Source organism: Rhodococcus sp. W8901 (assembly GCF_013348805.1).
In the GTDB taxonomy this organism is placed as follows: Bacteria; Actinomycetota; Actinomycetes; order Mycobacteriales; family Mycobacteriaceae; genus Prescottella.
Window position 1 is genome coordinate 3,407,504 of the sequence record NZ_CP054690.1, and the last position, 16,702, is coordinate 3,424,205.

A 16,702-nucleotide genomic window follows, 5' to 3' on the forward strand; every position below is an offset into this window, starting at 1 on the left:
CACTGCGCACCCGGTCGCGCGCAACCGCCCCGGCATCGACGGACGGGCGTCAATCCTTCCGCGAGAACTGCGACGGCCGCGGCACATTCCGCAGATTGGACTTCGCCATCTGAACAGCTTCTCCCACACCGCCGTTCATCACCATCCGCGACATCGCCAGCGCGAAGCCACGCACCTGCTCGCCGGTGATGGTGGGGGGCAACGACAGCGCGTTCGGATCGGTGACGATGTCGACCAGCGCCGGACCGTCGTGGTCGAGCGCCGACCGCAATCCCGACTCCAGATCGGCCGGATTCTCGATCCTTCGGGAGTAGATCCCCAGCGCCGCAGCAACAGCCGCATAGTCGACGGACGGGACATCGACACCGAAATCGGGCAGGCCGTCGACCAACATCTCGAGCTTGACCATGCCGAGCGTCGAGTTGTCGAACACGACGATCTTGACCGGCAGCTTGTACATCGCGACGGTGACGAGATCGCCCAGCAGCATCGACAGCCCGCCGTCACCCGACATCGCCACCACCTGACGGTCCGGCCGCGCGAACTGCGCGCCGATCGCGTGCGGCAGCGCGTTCGCCATCGAACCGTGCAGGGCCGACGACAGGAACCGGCGTCGGCCGTTGGGATTGAGGTAGCGGGCGGTCCACACATTGCACATGCCGGTGTCCGCGGTGAAGATCGCGTTGTCGGCGGCGAGGTCGTCGAGGATCGACGCCGCGAACTCGGGATGGATCGGGACCCGCTGCTTGGCCGCCTCGGTGTAGGCCCCGACGACCTTCGTCATGAGCTTCTCGTGCCGGTCGAGGGTCCGGTCGAGGAAGCCGCGATCGGACTTGCGGTCGACGAGCGGCGCGAGCGCCCGCAGCACCGACCGCGTGTCGCCGTGCACCGCGAGGTCGACGCCCGTGCGCCGGCCGAGTTTCTCCGCCGCGATGTCGATCTGCGCGGTGCGCACGTCGTCGGGCAGGAACTGGTCGTACGGGAAGTCGGTCCCGACCAGCAGCAGCAGATCCGCGCCGTGGATGCCGTCGTGCGCCGCGCCGTAGCCGAGCAGACCGGTCATGCCGACGTCGAACGGGTTGTCGTACTGGATCCACTCCTTGCCCCGCAGGGAATGTCCGACCGGGGCACCGATCGCGTCCGCGAGGGCGAGCAGTTCGTCGCGGGCGCCGCGGACACCGGCACCGGCGAAGATCGCCACCGCCGACGCGGTGTTGATCGCGTCGGCGAGCGCCCGGACGTCGTCCTCCGCCGGCACCACCGACGGGGTGCCGGTCCGCACGAGCGGGGGCGCCGAGCCCTCCGCCGGCTGATCGGCGACATCGCCCGGCAGCGTGATCACGGCGACCCCGGACTGCGCGATCGCGTGCTGCATCGCGCTCTGCACGATCCGCGGCGCCTGCACGGGGACGCTGATCATCTCGTTGTACCGGGAGCACTCGACGAACAGCCGGTCGGGATGCGTTTCCTGGAAGTATCCGGTCCCGATCTGCGCGCTCGGAATGTGGGACGCGATCGCAAGCACCGGCGCGCCCGAGCGGTTCGCGTCGTACAGGCCGTTGATCAGATGCAGGTTCCCGGGGCCGCACGAGCCCGCGCACACCGCGAGCCTGCCGGTGATCTGTGCCTCGGCCGCGGCCGCGAAGGCCGCGACTTCCTCGTGCCGGACGTGGACCCAGTCGATGCCACCGGATGCCGATCCGCCCGTGCGCCGCACCGCGTCCACGACCGGATTGAGACTGTCTCCGACGATGCCGTAGATACGCTGCACGCCCGCATCCACCAATTGGGAAACGAGTTGATCCGCAACAGTTTTCGCCGCCATATCCGCCTCCGCCCGAACGGTCCGGAATCGAGAGCTTGCTTCTCGCAGGCTACCCGGGTCCGCCCCGTTCGGCGCAGAGACGACGACTGTCCCGGCGAGCTAGTCCTGCGGGGACAACACGAAGACCGGAATCTGACGCTCGGTCTTGGTCTGGTAGTCGGCATAGGGCGGCCACGCCTCGACCGCACGCTTCCACCACTCGGCCTTCTCGTCGCCGGTGACCTCGCGCGCGATCATGTCCTGCTTGACCGGACCGTCCTGCAACTCGACGTGCGGGTCGGCGACCACGTTGTGGTACCAGACCGGGTGCTGCGGGGCGCCGCCGAGCGACGCGACCACCGCGTACTGCCCGTCGTGCTCGACGCGCATGAGCGGCGTCTTGCGCAGCTTGCCGGACTTGGCGCCCTTGGTGGTCAGGACGACGACGGGCTTGCCCTCCATCGTCGTTCCCTCGGTGCCGCCGGAGCGCTCGTACAGATCGACCTGGTCCGCGGCCCACGAGCTGGGGCTGGGTTCGTATTCACCGGTGAGAGGCATGTATCCAGTGAACACCGCGCACATGATCTTGACCACCCGAATGCCCGGACGCTGGGAGTTTCGTCCGCCTCCTCCAATTGTTCGCTGGACCGAACTTCGAAGTATGCGTACTCTGAACTCACCGGAGGAACGGACCGAAACCAGGAGACGAGGTGATCGCGATGACGACCGCAGCGCCGTCACGCCACACACGTCACCGGTCGAGTCTCACCGTCGACATCGCCGGCACCGCCTGGCCGCTCTACAAGATCGAGGCTCTGGTCGCCGCGCTCGGCGTGTTCCTCCTCGTCCTGGCGATCGCACAGGTCCTGCAGACCGCGGTCCTCACCGCCGCCGCCGTGGCGGTCGTCGTCTGGTGGACCCGGCGCGCCATGCTCGCGCACCGGCGCGACTGACCGGATCCCCGGTCAGGGCCCGAGCGGACCTGTAATTCTCTGCGAGCAACGGCCGGCTTGCGGAATGTCATGACTGTGCCGTCGTGGCAGTTGCAGCGCCGTCCTCGGTCGTCAGTCGCACCGGGACCCCGGCGGGGTCCAGCAGAACATCCACCGTGGTGTGACCGTCGGCGGAGACGGCCTCCACCGCGTAGCGGGTGCCGTCGCCGGGGGCGACGACCATGCCGACGTCGCCGGAATGCGACCGTAAGTCGACCTCGGCGCGCGTGTCGGTGACCGTCAGGTCCCCGGAGCGGGTGTCGGCCCGGACGACACTGCCGTAGGGCACCTCGATCTCGTAGTGGGCGATGCATGTGGGGTGCCCGACCGCGAAGCGATCGGGACATCGCGTGGTGATCGTCAGGCCGCCCCACTCCTGTTCGATGGTCTCCTCCGGCTTGTCGCCGTCGGTGTACTCGAAGGTCCGGCGAACCTGGATGTCGTGGCGGTCGGCGCCGACGATGTGAGCGTTGAGAGCGGCGGTGGTGAAGCCGATCTGCTTCGCGCCCGAATCATCGAACTGCAGTACGACGGTGGCGATGTCGCCGGCGTAGGTGTCGCTGCGCGACTCCTGGCTCGTCGTTCCGCTGGTGCAGGCGGTGAGCGTGACGGCGGCAAGTGTCATCGCCGCGACACCGCTGCCGCGCCGACACCATCGGAGACCCCGGGTACGAGGTGTGACGGATTCAGCGACGGACATGACGAACCTCCTGAACGAGCAACGCGGCGGCGATCAGCACGACGCCGACGGCGAGAGAGAAGACGGGCGAAGGACCGGCGAGCCGACCGTCGTCGCGGAGTGCACCCATGACGTCGACGGCGGCCACGCCGTTGAGGACCGCGTACCAGAGCACCAGGTAGACGGCCTGGAACACGCGAGGACTGCGGACGATCGAGCCGATCAGGAGTGCGAGCGCGGGAATCAGGGCCGCGCCGGTGACCCACGCGGCAATGCCGCTCACATCCGCTGCCGCCAGCATCCGCAGCAGCGGTCCGGCACCGGCCAGGACCGCGATGAGCACGCCGGCACCCCACTGGGCGACGAGTCGCGTGCGGAACGACACGCCACACTCCACGAGAGGATCGACGCCCTGTTCGAGGGCGTGCGTGCCCAGACGCGACCAGATCAGCACCGGCAGCAGCCACGCGAAGAGCAGCGCGGTGTCGACGCCGTCGGCCGGGACCACCAGTGCCGCACCCGTCACGATCGCAAGCGCGAGCCACCACCACCGCGACACGCCTCCGAGGTGGATGCGCACCTCGCCGACGAGAAGCCCCCAGAACGGGTTTCCGCGGGCGACCGGAGACAACGTTCGTGCGGTCCCGGCGAAGGCGGTCGACGCGCGCGCGACAGGCGATTCGACAGAAGTGGTCGCCGACGAGCTCCTGGCACCGATGCGCCGGGAAAGGCGGCCGCGGCGTGACGGGTCGAACCGACTGAACCACAGGGCCGGCAGTGCCGCGACGACCGTCGAGGCCACCGCCAGTCCCACCCCCGCGACGACGAGAGACAACGCGATATCCATACCGGACCACGCGAACTGCCCGAGCGCACCGGGTTCCGCTGTGAGACCGATGGAGATCTCGTCGTTCGCTCCGGGGTACTGGGCGGCCAGGTCGGCTTGGAACCCTGCGGTCGTCTCGGCGTAGATCAGGGGAAGGCCGGCAAGGAACATCGCGGGATACGCGAAGAACCACACGATGTTTCCCAGACCGCCTCGCAGCGGCGGGATCGTCTCGAAGACGATGGCGGCCGCCGCCGCGACGGTGAGGACCGGGAGACAGAAGAGCACGATCGGCAGCCACAGCGCCGTCAGGTCGAGGGTCGAGGATTCGCCGCGGAGCAGCTGCATCACAGGTGCGATCAGCGCGAGTGCCACAGCCATCGCGGCCAGCACCAGCAGGTTGCTGAAGTACTTGCCCAGCAGGTACATCGGAGTGCGCAGTGGGCTCGCGGCGAGTGTTTCACCGACGCCGGTGGAGACGTCGCGGCCGATGCTGTCCCGAACGACGTAGAACCCGAACAGCGGGAGCCACAGGCTGCCGATCATCGCGAGCATGACCCCGACATAGCCGCTGTCATATATGCCCCGGAACGATCCGACCTTGACCATCGCGTAGGTGGCCGACGCGGGCGGGATCGCGACGTAGCCGAGGGCGAGAGCTCCGAGCACGGTGACCAGGAACGCGGGACGTCGCGAGCGGTCCCGGAAATCTGCGAGCGAGACTGCGGCGACTGCAGTCGTCATCGGGTCACCTCGAACTGCGTGGTCGCCGGACCCACGGCGAACATGTAGGCGTCCTCGAGATCGGGTTCGACCGGACACGCATCGGCAGTCGGCGGGGCGGTGGCGACCGCGCGGACCCGTACGCCGCCAGCCGTGCGGACAGTCCTGGTGACCATGCCCCGCCGACGGATGTCCGCGACCGCATCGGCCGGCACCACCAACTCCCACACCGTCCCGGTCGCGGAGCGGAGCAGATCCGCCGGAGCGCCGCGCCACCGCAGGTGCCCGCCCGCGAGAACCGCGATGTCGTCGGCGATCGCCTCGATGTCCGACACGATGTGGGTGGACAGGATGACGATTCGGTCGGACGCCAGATCACCGAGCAGGTTGCGGAACCGCATGCGCTCCTCGGGGTCCAGCCCCACCGTGGGTTCGTCGACGACGAGGACCTCGGGATCGCCCAAGAGTGCCTGCGCGATCCCGAGCCGTTGGCGCATGCCTCCGGAGAACTTGCCCACCGGCCGCGAGCCCGTATCGGCAAGGTTGACGAGTTCGAGCAACTCGTCCACCCGCGACCGGGCCGATCGCGCACTCAGCCCCTTGACCGCGGCGAGGTACCGCAGGAACTCCCTGGCACTGAGGTGCGGGTAGACCCCGAAATCCTGTGGCAGATAGCCGAGTACCCGCCGAAGGCTCGCGGGTCGGACCGCGATGTCGGCGCCGTTCCAGGTGACCGAACCGGCGGTCGGGCGGGTGATCGTGGCGAGAATCCGCATCAGCGAGGACTTTCCGGCTCCGTTAGGTCCGAGAAGACCGAGCACGCCGGGTCCGATCCGCATCGTGACGTCGGAGACGGCCGGTTTGCCGCGATACGTCTTGGTGACATTGCTCAGCTCCAGTTTCATGGGTCCTCGTTCCTCTGCGAAATCACTGGCAGCAAGCGGACCATTCGACAGGTGATGCGGGCACTGGGTCCACGCGGCGAAAACGGGGTGGTGCCAGCACCACCCACGAGGTGCGCTCCGGACCATTCGCACCAGGCAACCAGCCCGATAGGCTCTGCGGGGTGCCCTCCGACGAACCGCTCACACCTCTCGCCGCGATCACGCGGCGGCGGTTCCTGCTCACGGGTTGGCCGTGGCGCGCACTGGCCTATCTGTTGACGACGCCGCCGGTGGTACTGGCGGCAGCGTTGCCGTTCTCCGGGCTCGTCGCGCCCTGGATCGTGCTGATGGTCTGGGCCGGAGACGGCTCGTACCCACAGCCACTCGGCACGGTTCTGTTCCTGGTCGTCCTCGGCGCGATTCTGGTCGTGGGACTCGGACCGCTGCTCGCGGTACCCCTGGCGGCACTGGAACGACAACGGATCAGGCTGGTGATCCCCGGCCGGGCGATCACCGCACATCGCCACCCACCCGCAGCAGGATTGTGGCCGCGGCTGCGAACGCGATACACCGAGGCGGCCACCTGGAAGGCACTCGCCTACGCGAGTCTGTTGATCGTCGTGGCGCCCGCGGCATACGTCCTGGCGGCGGTGTTCGTGTTGCTGATTCTCATCATGCTGGCCAGCCCTCTGCTGGTGAGCGAGGGGCAGCCGGTCGCGCTGGGACTCAGCCAGCTCACGTCGGCCCCGCAGGCTGTCCCCTACGCGATCGCGGGTCTGGCTCTGCTGCCGACGATCCCGTACGTGTTCGCGATCCTGGCGGGTCTCCATGCCGTGATCGCCCGGGCGCTGCTGCTGGCCGACGACCCGGACAATCTGCGCGCTCAACTCGTCGATGTCGCTCGATCCCGCGCACGGTTGGTGGACGCGTTCGAAGCCGAGCGGCGACGAATCGAACGGGACCTGCACGACGGCGCCCAGTCTCTACTGCTCAACCTCACGCTGCAGCTCGGCATGGCCCGGCTCGATCTGCCGACAGGATCTCCGGCCTCGGCGAGTGTGGCGCACGCGCACGAGCAGGCCAAGCAGCTCATGACCGAACTGCGGCAGCTCATCCGTGGAATCCATCCGCGAGTGCTGACCGACCGTGGCCTGCCCGCTGCGTTGCGCGAGCTGACCGAGGACGTGGCGATTCCGGTGACCGTCACCGCCGACATCCCGCGCCGACCACCATCGCATGCCGAGATCGCCGCGTACTTCGTGGTGGTCGAAGCGCTCAACAACGTCACCAAGCACGCCGATGCCACCGAGGTCGCGGTGACCGCCCGCATTCAGGGCGACGCGTTGACCGTCGAGGTCGTCGACGACGGCCACGGTGGTGCCGATCCGGGCCGGGGCAGTGGCCTGACCGGCCTGGCCGACCGGGTCGCCGTGATCGACGGCAGAATGCTGTTGTCCAGCCCGCCCGGCGGGCCCACCATCGTCCGTGTGGAGCTTCCGTGCAGCCAGAATTGACAACCGACATCCGGGTGGTGCTCGCCGAGGACGGCGCGCTGCTGCGAGAGAGCCTTGCCCTGATGCTCGAGCGGTTCGGATTCCTTGTCGTGGCAGCGGTGTCGGACGCCGACGCACTGGAATCGGCTGTGGCCGAGCATGCCCCGGACATGGTTGTCACCGATGTGCGGATGCCGCCGGGGTTCACCGACGAAGGGTTGCGTGCCGCCGTGGGGTTGCGGCGCCGGTACCCGGATCTCGCCGTCGTCGTGCTGAGCCAGTACGTGGAACTGAGTTACGCGGACGACCTCCTCGGCGGGGAGGGCGGTCGGGTCGGTTACCTCTTGAAGGACCGTGTCGTCGACGTCGAAGACTTCGCCGCCACGCTGCGGCAGATTGCGAGCGGCGCCACAGTCATCGATCCCACGGTCGTACGCCAACTCTTCCGCCGCCACCGTGACCCGCTGTCCGCACTGTCACCGCGCGAGCGCGAGGTACTCGCCTTGATCGCCGAGGGCCACTCCAACATGGCCATCGCGAAGCTGTTGTTCATCACCGAATCGGCGGTCGGCAAACACGTCGGGAACATCTTCGCCAAGCTGGTTCTGCCGCCGACCGACGATGCGAACCGCCGGGTCCTCGCGGTGCTCGCGTACTTGAGACGCGACGAGGTGGACTAGTTGTACTGCCCATGGACGTTGATCAACCTGCTGAAGGGAACGTTCCTGCCGATGGCGGAGTGCTGCCGGTGGTGATTGTAGGTGTGCAACCATCCCGGCAGTGCTGCCCGTCTGGCCTGTTCTGACTGGTAGTGGCGGGCGAAGGCCCATTCGGCGGCCATGGTGCGGTGGAAGCGTTCGATCTTGCCGTTGGTTTGAGGCCGGTACGGGCGGGTGCGTTTGTGGATGACCGCGAGCTCGGTGCAGGCCTGCTTCCACAGGTGCGAGCGGTAGCAGCCGCCGTTGTCCGACAGGACCCGTTCGACCGTGACGCCGCGGGCGGCGAACCACGACACTGCCCGTCGTAGCACTCCGACCGCGGTGGCGGCGGTCTCGTCGTCGTGGATCTCGGCGTAAGCGACGCGGGAATGGTCGTCGATCACGGTGTGCACGAATGCGTGCCCGAGGAGGACATCGCGATGGCGGCTGCGTTTCGTGCCGGGAGTGGTCTTGCGGTTCTGCCAGCCCTGTGGACGCCCGACGTAGCGCCAGCCACCACCGTTGGGGATGTTGCCGAGTTTCTTGACGTCGACGTGGATCATCGAACCCGGATACGGGTGTTCGTAGCGGCGGATCACTTCGCCGGTGCGGATGTCGATGTGGGACAGGCGATTGAGTCGGCAGCGGACCAGGACGGCGTGCACGGTCGAGGCCGGCATGTCCAGCCGCGACGCGATCGCTTGCGGGGACAGTCGGCGTCGCCACCGCAGATCGACGATCTTGCGTTTGGTCGGTTCCGGAGTGCGATTCGGGCTCCGGTGCGGCCGGCTGGATCGGTCGACCATGCCGGCCTCGCCCATCTCCTGATAGCGGCCCGCCCATCTCTTGGCGGTCGGCCAGGACACGTTGAAGTGTTCCGCGGCCGTGCTGATGGGCCAGCCCTCGTCGACGATGCGGCGGGCGAGCAGCAGTCGCCCGCGTGGGGTCAGTGGTGCGTTAGCGTGGACCACGAAGGTCTCCTGTCGGTGAGTGGGTGTCTAAGCAACTCCACTTCACGACAGGAGACCTTCTTCGTTCAACGACCGGCTACAGCGTGTCGTCGCAATCGTTCAACCAACCTGCCTGGGCAGTACAACTAGTCGACACAGGGCCCTCGGGACATCCTCCGTACCACCGAAACTCCCGGGCGCATTTGTGGCGGACCATTCCGGGATACGCTGACCTACGCATTCTCGCCGAGGCGACGCGCACGACACGCCGCCAACCCCGTCTGGCGAGGTTCGACGATGGCGCGATACGGGGTCTGTCAGGTGGCCGAGGACATCTATCGCACCGCCGACGACTGAGCCGACGAACGGAGAATCGATGCGAACCCGCCGCTCTCCCGCACCCCTCATCGTCGTGCTCGGCGCCCTACTGACAGTGGTCGCACCCGGGCCGGCGCAGGCAGACGCGCCGCGATCCGTATCGACGGCGTGCGGATCACCCCTGAGCGCAAACGAGGTCGATCGAGTCCTGGAACTCGCCGACACCTCAACTATGCCGGGATCCGGGCTGGACCGCTTCGAGGCCGCCGTGGAGCGGCACCGCGAGATCACCGACATCCTTGTTGCGCACAGGGATCGGCGCGGGCTGTTCTCCCTCGGACTGAACGCCGTGGAGCACGAGGCCGTCCTGCCCCTGCAGCGCGACCCCGCCGCACTCCCCGACCGACGATGGTCCCCCGCGATCAGCTACGACCTGCTGGCCCGCTATCTCCGCAATGTGCACGCCGAGTTCTCCGGCACCGCCACCGACCCCGCGTGGGCGAACTACTTCGCGATGACCCGGCAGTGCTCACTGAGCCCGGCGCGGGTCGCGATGGCCGGCTACAACGCCCATCTCACCGTCGACCTCGCGCACGCGGTCGCGACCAGCGGAACCACCACCGACAACGTTCCCGACTACTACGAGATCGTCGATTCGATTGCCGTCAGGGGCGGTTCCATCGTCACGCTCTCGAAGGATCTCTACGGCGCCGACCTCGGGCCGCTGTGGCGGTTCTACTTCGTCGGTGAGGGACTCGACCGCCTGGCCGGGAACAGCGAGCCGTCGAAGCTGCTGCTGCGCGCCGCCGACAGCGGATACAACACGATCACCCTCGCCAACGGATTCGCGCTGCAGGACCCCCGGACCGCGCAGCCCGCCGACCAGGAGATCGACGGGCTGTGGCGCGCCACCGACGGCGCCCTGCAGACCCTGTCCGACATCGGCGGACTCTGACGAACCAGCCGACTTCGGCGCGCGTGGCTTCCTGTGAGTCTCCTAGGAGTTTCGACCAACCGGACAAAACCGGCAATATCATGGGGCTTGCAGCAACAGCAGCGGTGCGCCCGAGAGCCGCCCTCGAGGACGCCAGTGGACGTGCCGCGCCGGCCACGACACCGTCGACCGCCCACCGGGACGACGCGATCCGACCCCGCCACACCGACCCGAGCCGAACCGCACCGACGGTGCACCCGAGACGCAAACCCGTCCGGCGGCCGTGCGGAAAGGATCGCCATGGAACACAGGAAGCAAACCCCGGACACGGCGGGCAGCGCACGCCGGGTACTCGCGAGAGTCCTCGTCACGCTGTCGTTGGCGGCCGTCCCCCTGGGGCTGGTCGCAGCACCGGCACTCGCCGATCCCGCGACGCCCGCAACCAGCCCGAGCGCGGTTGCAGTGACGCAGGTGCACCACCAGCATCACCACCATCACGGCGGTTGCCGGCGCTGGGAGCAGAACCATCAGGACCAGCGGAACTGGATGTGGCACGAACACCACCGGTGACACTGCGCCACACCCCACCGTCCGGGTCTTGCCGACCCGGACGGTTCGCGTCACGGCTCAGCCGGCGAGGCAACTCGGCCCGAGCAACGCCTTGAGATCGCCCATCAGCGCCGACGACGGCTCCACCCGAAGGACCTCGTCCACCATCCACAGCGACGTGCCGCGACTGCCGATCAACCGCACATGGACGTCGGACGTACCGGGGTGACGCGTCAGCACCTGCTTGAGGGCACCGAGCTTCTCCTTGGTGCACTGCCGCACCGGCAGGCTCACCGCGACCGGCTTCGCGACACCGATAGCCGAAAGGTCCGGCACCGCAAGGTCGTTCGCGATCAGCGAGACGCGGTCGTCCCGGATCGACACGCGCGCCTTGACGAGCACCACCGAGTCCTCGACCACATCCATCCCGTACACCGAGTACGCCTGCGGGAAGAACAACACCTCGATACCACCGGAGAGGTCCTCGAGCTGCGCGGACGCCCACGTCAGTCCGTTCTTGTTGATCCGCCGGTTGACCGACGCGAGGATGCCGCCGACGGTGACCTGGGCGCCGTCCTTGATGTCGCCCTCGAGGATGGTCGGGATCGCCGTGTCCGACTGCGAGGCGAGGACGTGTTCGATGCCGTTGAGCGGATGCCCGGAGACGTACAGGCCAAGCATCTCGCGCTCGAGCGCGAGCCGGTGCTTGGTGTCCCACTCCTCGTCGGGAATCTTCACGTTGAAGACCGACGTCACCGACTCGTCCGCGTCGTCGCCACCGAACAGGTCGAACTGCCCCATCGCCTCGGCCTTCTTGGTGCCCATCACCGCGTCGATCGCGTCGGCGTGCACCAGCATCAGACCCTTGCGCGGATGCTCGAGCGAGTCGAATCCGCCTGCCTTGATGAGTGATTCGGTGACCTTCTTGGAACAGGCCAGCGCGTCGATCTTCCCGAGGTAGTCGGAGAAGTCGGTGAACTTCGACTTCTCGGTGCGCGCCTTGATGATCGACGCCACGACATTCGCGCCGACGTTGCGGACCGCACCGAGGCCGAACCGGATGTCCTCACCGACCGAAGCGAAGTTGACCTCGGACTCGTTGACGTCCGGCGGTAGCACCGTGATGCCCATCTTCCGGCAATCCGACAGGTACACCGCCGCCTTGTCCTTGTCGTCGCCGACGGACGTGAGCAGACCGGCCATGTACTCGGCCGGATAGTTCGCCTTGAGGTACGCCGTCCAGAACGACACCAGGCCGTAGCCGGCGGCGTGCGACTTGTTGAACGCGTAGCCGGCGAACGGGAGGATCGTGTCCCACAGCGCCTTGATCGCAGGCTCGGAGAACTCGTTCTTGAGCATCCCCTCGCGGAAGCCGGCGTAGGCCTCCTCCAGCACCGAGAGCTTCTTCTTACCCATGGCTCGACGGAGAATGTCTGCCTGTCCCAGCGAGTAGCCGGCCACCTTCTGAGCGATCTGCATGATCTGCTCCTGGTAGACGATCAGGCCGAAGGTGTCCTTGAGGATCTCCTTGAGCGGCTCCTCGAGCTCCGGGTGGATCGGCTTGACTTCCTGCCGCCCGTTCTTGCGGTCGGCGTAGTCGTTGTGCGCGTTCATGCCCATCGGACCCGGGCGATACAGCGCCAGCACCGCGACGATGTCCTCGAAGCCGGTGGGCTGCATGCGCCGCAGCAGATCCCGCATCGCACTGCCGTCGAGCTGGAAGACACCGAGGGTGTCACCACGCGCGAGCAACTCGTACGTGGCCGGGTCCTCGATGGGCAGCGTGTCGAGATCGATGTCGATGCCGCGGTTGGCCTTGATGTTCTCGATCGCGTCACCGATGACGGTGAGGTTGCGCAGACCGAGGAAGTCCATCTTCAGCAGGCCGATGGCCTCGCACGACGGGTAGTCCCAGCCGGTGATGATCGCGCCGTCCTGCGCGCGCTTCCACACCGGGATCGCGTCGGTGAGCGGCTCGGAGGACATGATGACCGCGCAGGCGTGCACGCCGGCGTTGCGGATCAGGCCCTCGAGGCCCTTCGCGGTCTGGTAGATCTTCGCGACGTCCGGGTTGGAGTCGATGAGCGCGCGGACCTCGACGGCCTCCTTGTAGCGCTCGTGCTCGGGATCGGTGATGCCCGCGACCGAGATGTCCTTCGCCATGATCGGCGGCGGCAGCGCCTTGGTGATCTGATCGGCGATCGCGAAACCGGGCTGCCCGAACTGGACTCGCGCGGAGTCCTTGATGGCGGCCTTGGTCTTGATGGTGCCGAACGTGATGACCTGGGCGACCTTGTCGCTGCCCCACTTCTCGGTGGCGTAACGCACCATCTCGCCGCGGCGACGGTCGTCGAAGTCGATATCGATATCGGGCATCGACACGCGCTCGGGGTTGAGGAACCGCTCGAACAGCAGGCCGTGCGGAATGGGGTCGATGTTGGTGATGCCCATCGCGTACGCGACGAGCGAACCGGCCGCCGAGCCTCGACCGGGGCCGACGCGGATGCCGACCTCGCGCGCATGGTTGATCAGGTCGCCGACGACGAGGAAGTAGGCCGGGAAGCCCATCTCGTTGATGACGCCGATCTCGTAGTCGGCGCGCTCGAGGTACTCCTGCGGCGGACCGCCGGGGAAGCGACGGTCGAGTCCGCGCAGCACCTCGTGACGCAGGAACGTCTGCTGGGTGTGCCCGTCCGGGACCGGGAAGATCGGCATCCGGTCGTGGTGGGCCCACACGTCGTCGTACGACTGCACCCGCTCGGCGATGAGCAGCGAGCTGTCACACGCCTCCGGGACCTCGGAGTCCCAGATCGCGCGCATCTCCTCGGCCGACTTGAGGTAGTACCCGTCACCGTCGAACTTGAAGCGCGTCGGGTCCGATAGCGTCTTGCCGGTCTGGATGCACAGCAGAGCCTCGTGGTTCTCGGCCGCGTCCTTGGTCACGTAGTGGCAGTCGTTGGTGGCGAGCGGGCGGATGCCCAACTGCTTGCCGATATCGAGCAGGCCCTCACGGACGCGGCGCTCGATCGACAGGCCGTGGTCCATGAGTTCGAGGAAGAAGTTGTCCTTGCCCCAGATCTCCTGCCACTTCGCGGCGGCCTCGAGCGCCTCCCGGTCGTGGCCGAGGCGCAGGCGGGTCTGGATCTCACCCGACGGGCAGCCGGTCGTGGCGATGATGCCCTCGGCGTGCGTGGCGATGAGTTCCTCGTCCATGCGCGGCCACTTGCCGAGCTGACCCTCGATCGACGCGAGGGACGACAGCTTGAACAGGTTCCGCAGCCCGGTCGCGTTCTCGGCGACCATCGTCATGTGCGTGTAGGCGCCCGAACCCGAAACGTCGTCGGACTTCTGGCTGCGATCGCCCCACAGCACGCGCTTGGTGTTGAACCGCGACTCCGGCGCGATGTACGCCTCGATGCCGATGATCGGCTTGATGCCGTGCTTCTTGGCGACGTTGTAGAACTCGCTGGCGCCGTACATGTTGCCGTGGTCGGTCATACCGACCGCGGTCATCCCGAGGCGCTCCGCCTCCTTGAACAGCGGGCCGACCTTTGCCGCACCGTCGAGCATCGAGTACTCGGTGTGATTGTGCAGGTGAACGAACGAGTCAGCCACGCGCGCCTCTCTGTCTACGGCCGGTGTGCGAGCACCGGCGGGTCCAGCAGCCTCCAGCAGCCACTGAGTCTATGCCCTGGCACCGACGGCCCGGACAGTCGCTACCGAACGTCTGTCACCGCGCCGCGGCGGGTGATTCTCACGGCACCGCGACGGCTTCGACGGCCGACTGAGCCCGCCTGCGGGTCCGCCGCGCACGGACCAGAGCGTCGGTGGTGAACACCACCAGCGCGGTCCAGATCAACGCGAACCCGATCCACCGCGACGGCGGCATGACTTCGTGCATCACCGCCACACCCCACACCATCTGGAGGACCGGCGTGAGGTACTGCAGAATGCCGAGCGTGGTCAGCGGAATGCGTTGCGCCGCGACTCCGAACAGGAGAAGCGGTACCGCGGTGACCGGCCCTGCCGCCATGAGCAACAGACTGTGGCCGACGCCGTTGCCGAAGAACGAACCGGCGCCCGTGACGGCGAGCACCACCAGATAGGCCACCGCGAACGGCGCCGCGACCACCCCTTCCGCCGTCAGGCTCGTGCGCGGGTCGAGCGGGATCACCTTCTTGATCAACCCGTACGTCGCGAACGACAGGGCCAGCGTGAGCGCGACGAGTGGCGGTCGGCCGTAGTCGACGGTGATGATCACCACCGCGATCGCCGCCAGCACCAACGCCGCGACCTGCGCGCGGGACAGCTTCTCCCGGAAGATCAGCACACCGAGAAGCACGCTGACCAACGGGTTGACGAAGTATCCGAGCGCCGCCTCGACGACGTGGCCCGACACGATGGCGTAGATGTACGTGCCCCAGTTGATCCCGATCGCGACGGTGGCCGCCGACACCAGACCCCACGTCCGCGCGCCCATCCCCCGCAGCGAACCGAGCCTGCCCAGCACGACGAGCACGACGAGCATCAGCAGCACCGTCCACACCATCCGGTGGGCCAGCACCTCGAGCGATCCGGCGGGGGCGAGGAGACCGAAGAAGATCGGGAACAGGCCCCAGATCAGGTAGGCGCCGACACCCGACAGCAGTCCGGTGGAATCGTCACTTCGGGCCCGCTGTGTCACGTAGTCCGACGATAGCCGCCGGGCTACTGTGACTCGTCACGCACCGGTACGGATCCGGGGCGCAGACGCAGGAGCCCGCGGTGACGACGACCACAGAGCCCGAGAACACGAATGCCGCGCGGTCGGCGGGTCATCCGTGGCGACGACGCTCCGCATGGACCCTCGGCCTGCTGCTCACCGTCGTCCTGGTCTTCGCCCTCGCCTTCCTGACCACGCCGTGGCCCGGCTCGATCCTTGTGCGCTTCATCTTCGACAAGGGCGCGCAGAAGACGACGGAGGCCCTCGAGAAGCACGCGCCCGACGGCATCGCGTCGATCCCGGACCTGCAGTACCGGACCGGCGACAACGACGCCTACCTCGACGTCTACTTCCCCGAGGGCCTGGCGGGCACGCCGCAGGTGCTGCCGACCGTGATCTGGACGCACGGCGGCGCCTGGATCTCGGGCCACCGCACGAACTACGCACCGTACTTCCAGCTGATCGCCGACGCCGGATTCACCGTCGTCTCGCTCGACTACTCACTCGGACCCGGACGCAAGTACCCGACCGCCGTCGAGCAACTGCGCGACGCTCACGCGTACGTCCTCGCGAACGCCGAACGCCTGCATGTCGATTCGAGTCGGATCGTGCTGGCCGGCGACTCGGCCGGCGCGCAGCTGTCGAGCCAGCTCGCGACGATCGCGACCAATCCCGAGTATGCGCGGGCCGTCGGGATCGAGTCGGCGCTGCAGCCGGAGCAGCTGCGCGGGGTCGTGCTCAACTGCGGCATCTACGACGTGCCGAACATGGTCGGCGGGCCCGGCATCATCGGATGGGGCACCACCGAGTCGATCTGGGCGTACACCGGCACCAAGGACTTCGAGAACTCGGAGGCGGTGGCGCAGATGTCCACGCTCCACCACGTCACCGACCAATTCCCGCCCTCGTACATCTCCGGCGGCAACGCGGACGGGCTGACCGAGGAGCAGTCCCAGGCGCTCGCCGCGAAGCTGACCGGCCTCGGGGTCGACGTGACCACGCTGTTCTACCCGGACGACCACGAACCGGCCCTGGGGCACGAGTACCAGTTCGACCTCGACAACGCCGACGGCATGAACGCGCTCGCCCAGACCATCGAGTTCATCCGCAAGCACACCGCGGATGCCCCCGTGAACTAGACGACCGATCG

14 protein-coding genes are annotated in these 16,702 nt (G+C 67.6%); 6 read left to right on the plus strand and 8 right to left on the minus strand.

Annotated elements, in window-relative coordinates:
- Positions 1–49: 49 nt before the first annotated feature.
- Both HUN07_RS15940 and HUN07_RS15945 read right to left on the minus strand, forming a co-directional pair.
- The gene (locus tag HUN07_RS15940) at positions 50–1,825 is read right to left on the minus strand and encodes a pyruvate dehydrogenase (RefSeq protein ID WP_174910937.1); all 1,776 of its coding nucleotides are present in this window, start codon (positions 1,823–1,825) and stop codon (positions 50–52) included.
- A gap of 99 nt (positions 1,826–1,924) precedes the next feature.
- Positions 1,925–2,362: a nitroreductase family deazaflavin-dependent oxidoreductase gene (locus HUN07_RS15945; protein WP_174910940.1), complete on the minus strand. Its 438-nt coding sequence runs from the start codon at positions 2,360–2,362 to the stop codon at positions 1,925–1,927.
- A gap of 161 nt (positions 2,363–2,523) precedes the next feature.
- Between HUN07_RS15945 and HUN07_RS15950 the strand changes: the two genes are divergently transcribed.
- Entirely contained in the window at positions 2,524–2,757 is a 234-nt protein-coding gene (locus tag HUN07_RS15950; RefSeq protein ID WP_114719448.1) for a hypothetical protein, read from the plus strand.
- Between the two features lie 67 nt (positions 2,758–2,824).
- On the opposite strand, the gene HUN07_RS15955 is transcribed toward HUN07_RS15950, so the two are convergent.
- From HUN07_RS15955 to HUN07_RS15965, 3 genes are read right to left on the minus strand one after another with little or no spacing between them, the layout of a single operon-like run.
- A complete protein-coding gene (locus HUN07_RS15955; protein WP_174910942.1) occupies positions 2,825–3,496 on the minus strand; it encodes a hypothetical protein in 672 nt (223 codons plus the stop codon).
- Complete coding sequence (locus HUN07_RS15960; RefSeq protein WP_174910945.1) at positions 3,483–5,045, minus strand: hypothetical protein; 1,563 nt, start codon at positions 5,043–5,045, stop codon at positions 3,483–3,485. Before HUN07_RS15960 ends, HUN07_RS15955 begins: the two co-directional genes overlap by 14 nt.
- Positions 5,042–5,929: an ABC transporter ATP-binding protein gene (locus HUN07_RS15965; RefSeq protein WP_174910948.1), complete on the minus strand. Its 888-nt coding sequence runs from the start codon at positions 5,927–5,929 to the stop codon at positions 5,042–5,044. Before HUN07_RS15965 ends, HUN07_RS15960 begins: the two co-directional genes overlap by 4 nt.
- Before the next feature lie 161 nt (positions 5,930–6,090).
- Between HUN07_RS15965 and HUN07_RS15970 the strand changes: the two genes are divergently transcribed.
- Positions 6,091–7,422 (plus strand): sensor histidine kinase, encoded by a 1,332-nt coding sequence (locus HUN07_RS15970; RefSeq protein WP_174910951.1) that lies wholly within the window; start codon positions 6,091–6,093, stop codon positions 7,420–7,422.
- Entirely contained in the window at positions 7,407–8,081 is a 675-nt protein-coding gene (locus HUN07_RS15975) for a response regulator (RefSeq protein WP_258557654.1), read from the plus strand. The genes HUN07_RS15970 and HUN07_RS15975 overlap by 16 nt, the downstream gene beginning before the upstream one ends.
- Here HUN07_RS15975 and HUN07_RS15980 read toward each other — a convergent pair.
- A complete protein-coding gene (locus HUN07_RS15980; protein WP_174908645.1) occupies positions 8,078–9,070 on the minus strand; it encodes an IS481 family transposase in 993 nt (330 codons plus the stop codon). The genes HUN07_RS15975 and HUN07_RS15980 overlap by 4 nt on opposite strands.
- A 355-nt stretch (positions 9,071–9,425) precedes the next feature.
- On the opposite strand from HUN07_RS15980, the gene HUN07_RS15985 reads away from it, so the two are divergent.
- Both HUN07_RS15985 and HUN07_RS15990 read left to right on the plus strand, forming a co-directional pair.
- Entirely contained in the window at positions 9,426–10,322 is an 897-nt protein-coding gene (locus HUN07_RS15985) for a DUF5995 family protein (protein ID WP_174910954.1), read from the plus strand.
- 279 nt (positions 10,323–10,601) lie between these two features.
- Positions 10,602–10,871, plus strand: coding sequence for a hypothetical protein (locus HUN07_RS15990; RefSeq protein WP_174910957.1), 270 nt, complete (start codon positions 10,602–10,604; stop codon positions 10,869–10,871).
- A gap of 57 nt (positions 10,872–10,928) precedes the next feature.
- Here the strand turns inward: HUN07_RS15990 and dnaE are convergent, their stop codons facing one another.
- Both dnaE and rarD read right to left on the minus strand, forming a co-directional pair.
- A complete protein-coding gene (gene dnaE / locus HUN07_RS15995) occupies positions 10,929–14,465 on the minus strand; it encodes a DNA polymerase III subunit alpha (protein ID WP_174910959.1) in 3,537 nt (1,178 codons plus the stop codon).
- 139 nt (positions 14,466–14,604) lie between these two features.
- A complete protein-coding gene (gene rarD, locus HUN07_RS16000; protein ID WP_174910962.1) occupies positions 14,605–15,534 on the minus strand; it encodes an EamA family transporter RarD in 930 nt (309 codons plus the stop codon).
- 170 nt (positions 15,535–15,704) lie between these two features.
- On the opposite strand from rarD, the gene HUN07_RS16005 reads away from it, so the two are divergent.
- The gene (locus HUN07_RS16005) at positions 15,705–16,691 is read left to right on the plus strand and encodes an alpha/beta hydrolase (protein WP_174914782.1); all 987 of its coding nucleotides are present in this window, start codon (positions 15,705–15,707) and stop codon (positions 16,689–16,691) included.
- Positions 16,692–16,702 lie beyond the last annotated feature (11 nt).

What these genes read in the sequence shown, in the direction of transcription:
- HUN07_RS15940 (WP_174910937.1), bottom strand. Translation starts at nt 1,825, where the DNA reads ATGGCGGCGAAAACTGTTGCGGATCAACTCGTTTCCCAATTGGTGGAT.
- HUN07_RS15945 (WP_174910940.1), bottom strand. Translation starts at nt 2,362, where the DNA reads ATGCCTCTCACCGGTGAATACGAACCCAGCCCCAGCTCGTGGGCCGCG.
- HUN07_RS15950 (WP_114719448.1), top strand. Translation starts at nt 2,524, where the DNA reads ATGACGACCGCAGCGCCGTCACGCCACACACGTCACCGGTCGAGTCTC.
- HUN07_RS15955 (WP_174910942.1), bottom strand. Translation starts at nt 3,496, where the DNA reads ATGTCCGTCGCTGAATCCGTCACACCTCGTACCCGGGGTCTCCGATGG.
- HUN07_RS15960 (WP_174910945.1), bottom strand. Translation starts at nt 5,045, where the DNA reads ATGACGACTGCAGTCGCCGCAGTCTCGCTCGCAGATTTCCGGGACCGC.
- HUN07_RS15965 (WP_174910948.1), bottom strand. Translation starts at nt 5,929, where the DNA reads ATGAAACTGGAGCTGAGCAATGTCACCAAGACGTATCGCGGCAAACCG.
- HUN07_RS15985 (WP_174910954.1), top strand. Translation starts at nt 9,426, where the DNA reads ATGCGAACCCGCCGCTCTCCCGCACCCCTCATCGTCGTGCTCGGCGCC.
- HUN07_RS15990 (WP_174910957.1), top strand. Translation starts at nt 10,602, where the DNA reads ATGGAACACAGGAAGCAAACCCCGGACACGGCGGGCAGCGCACGCCGG.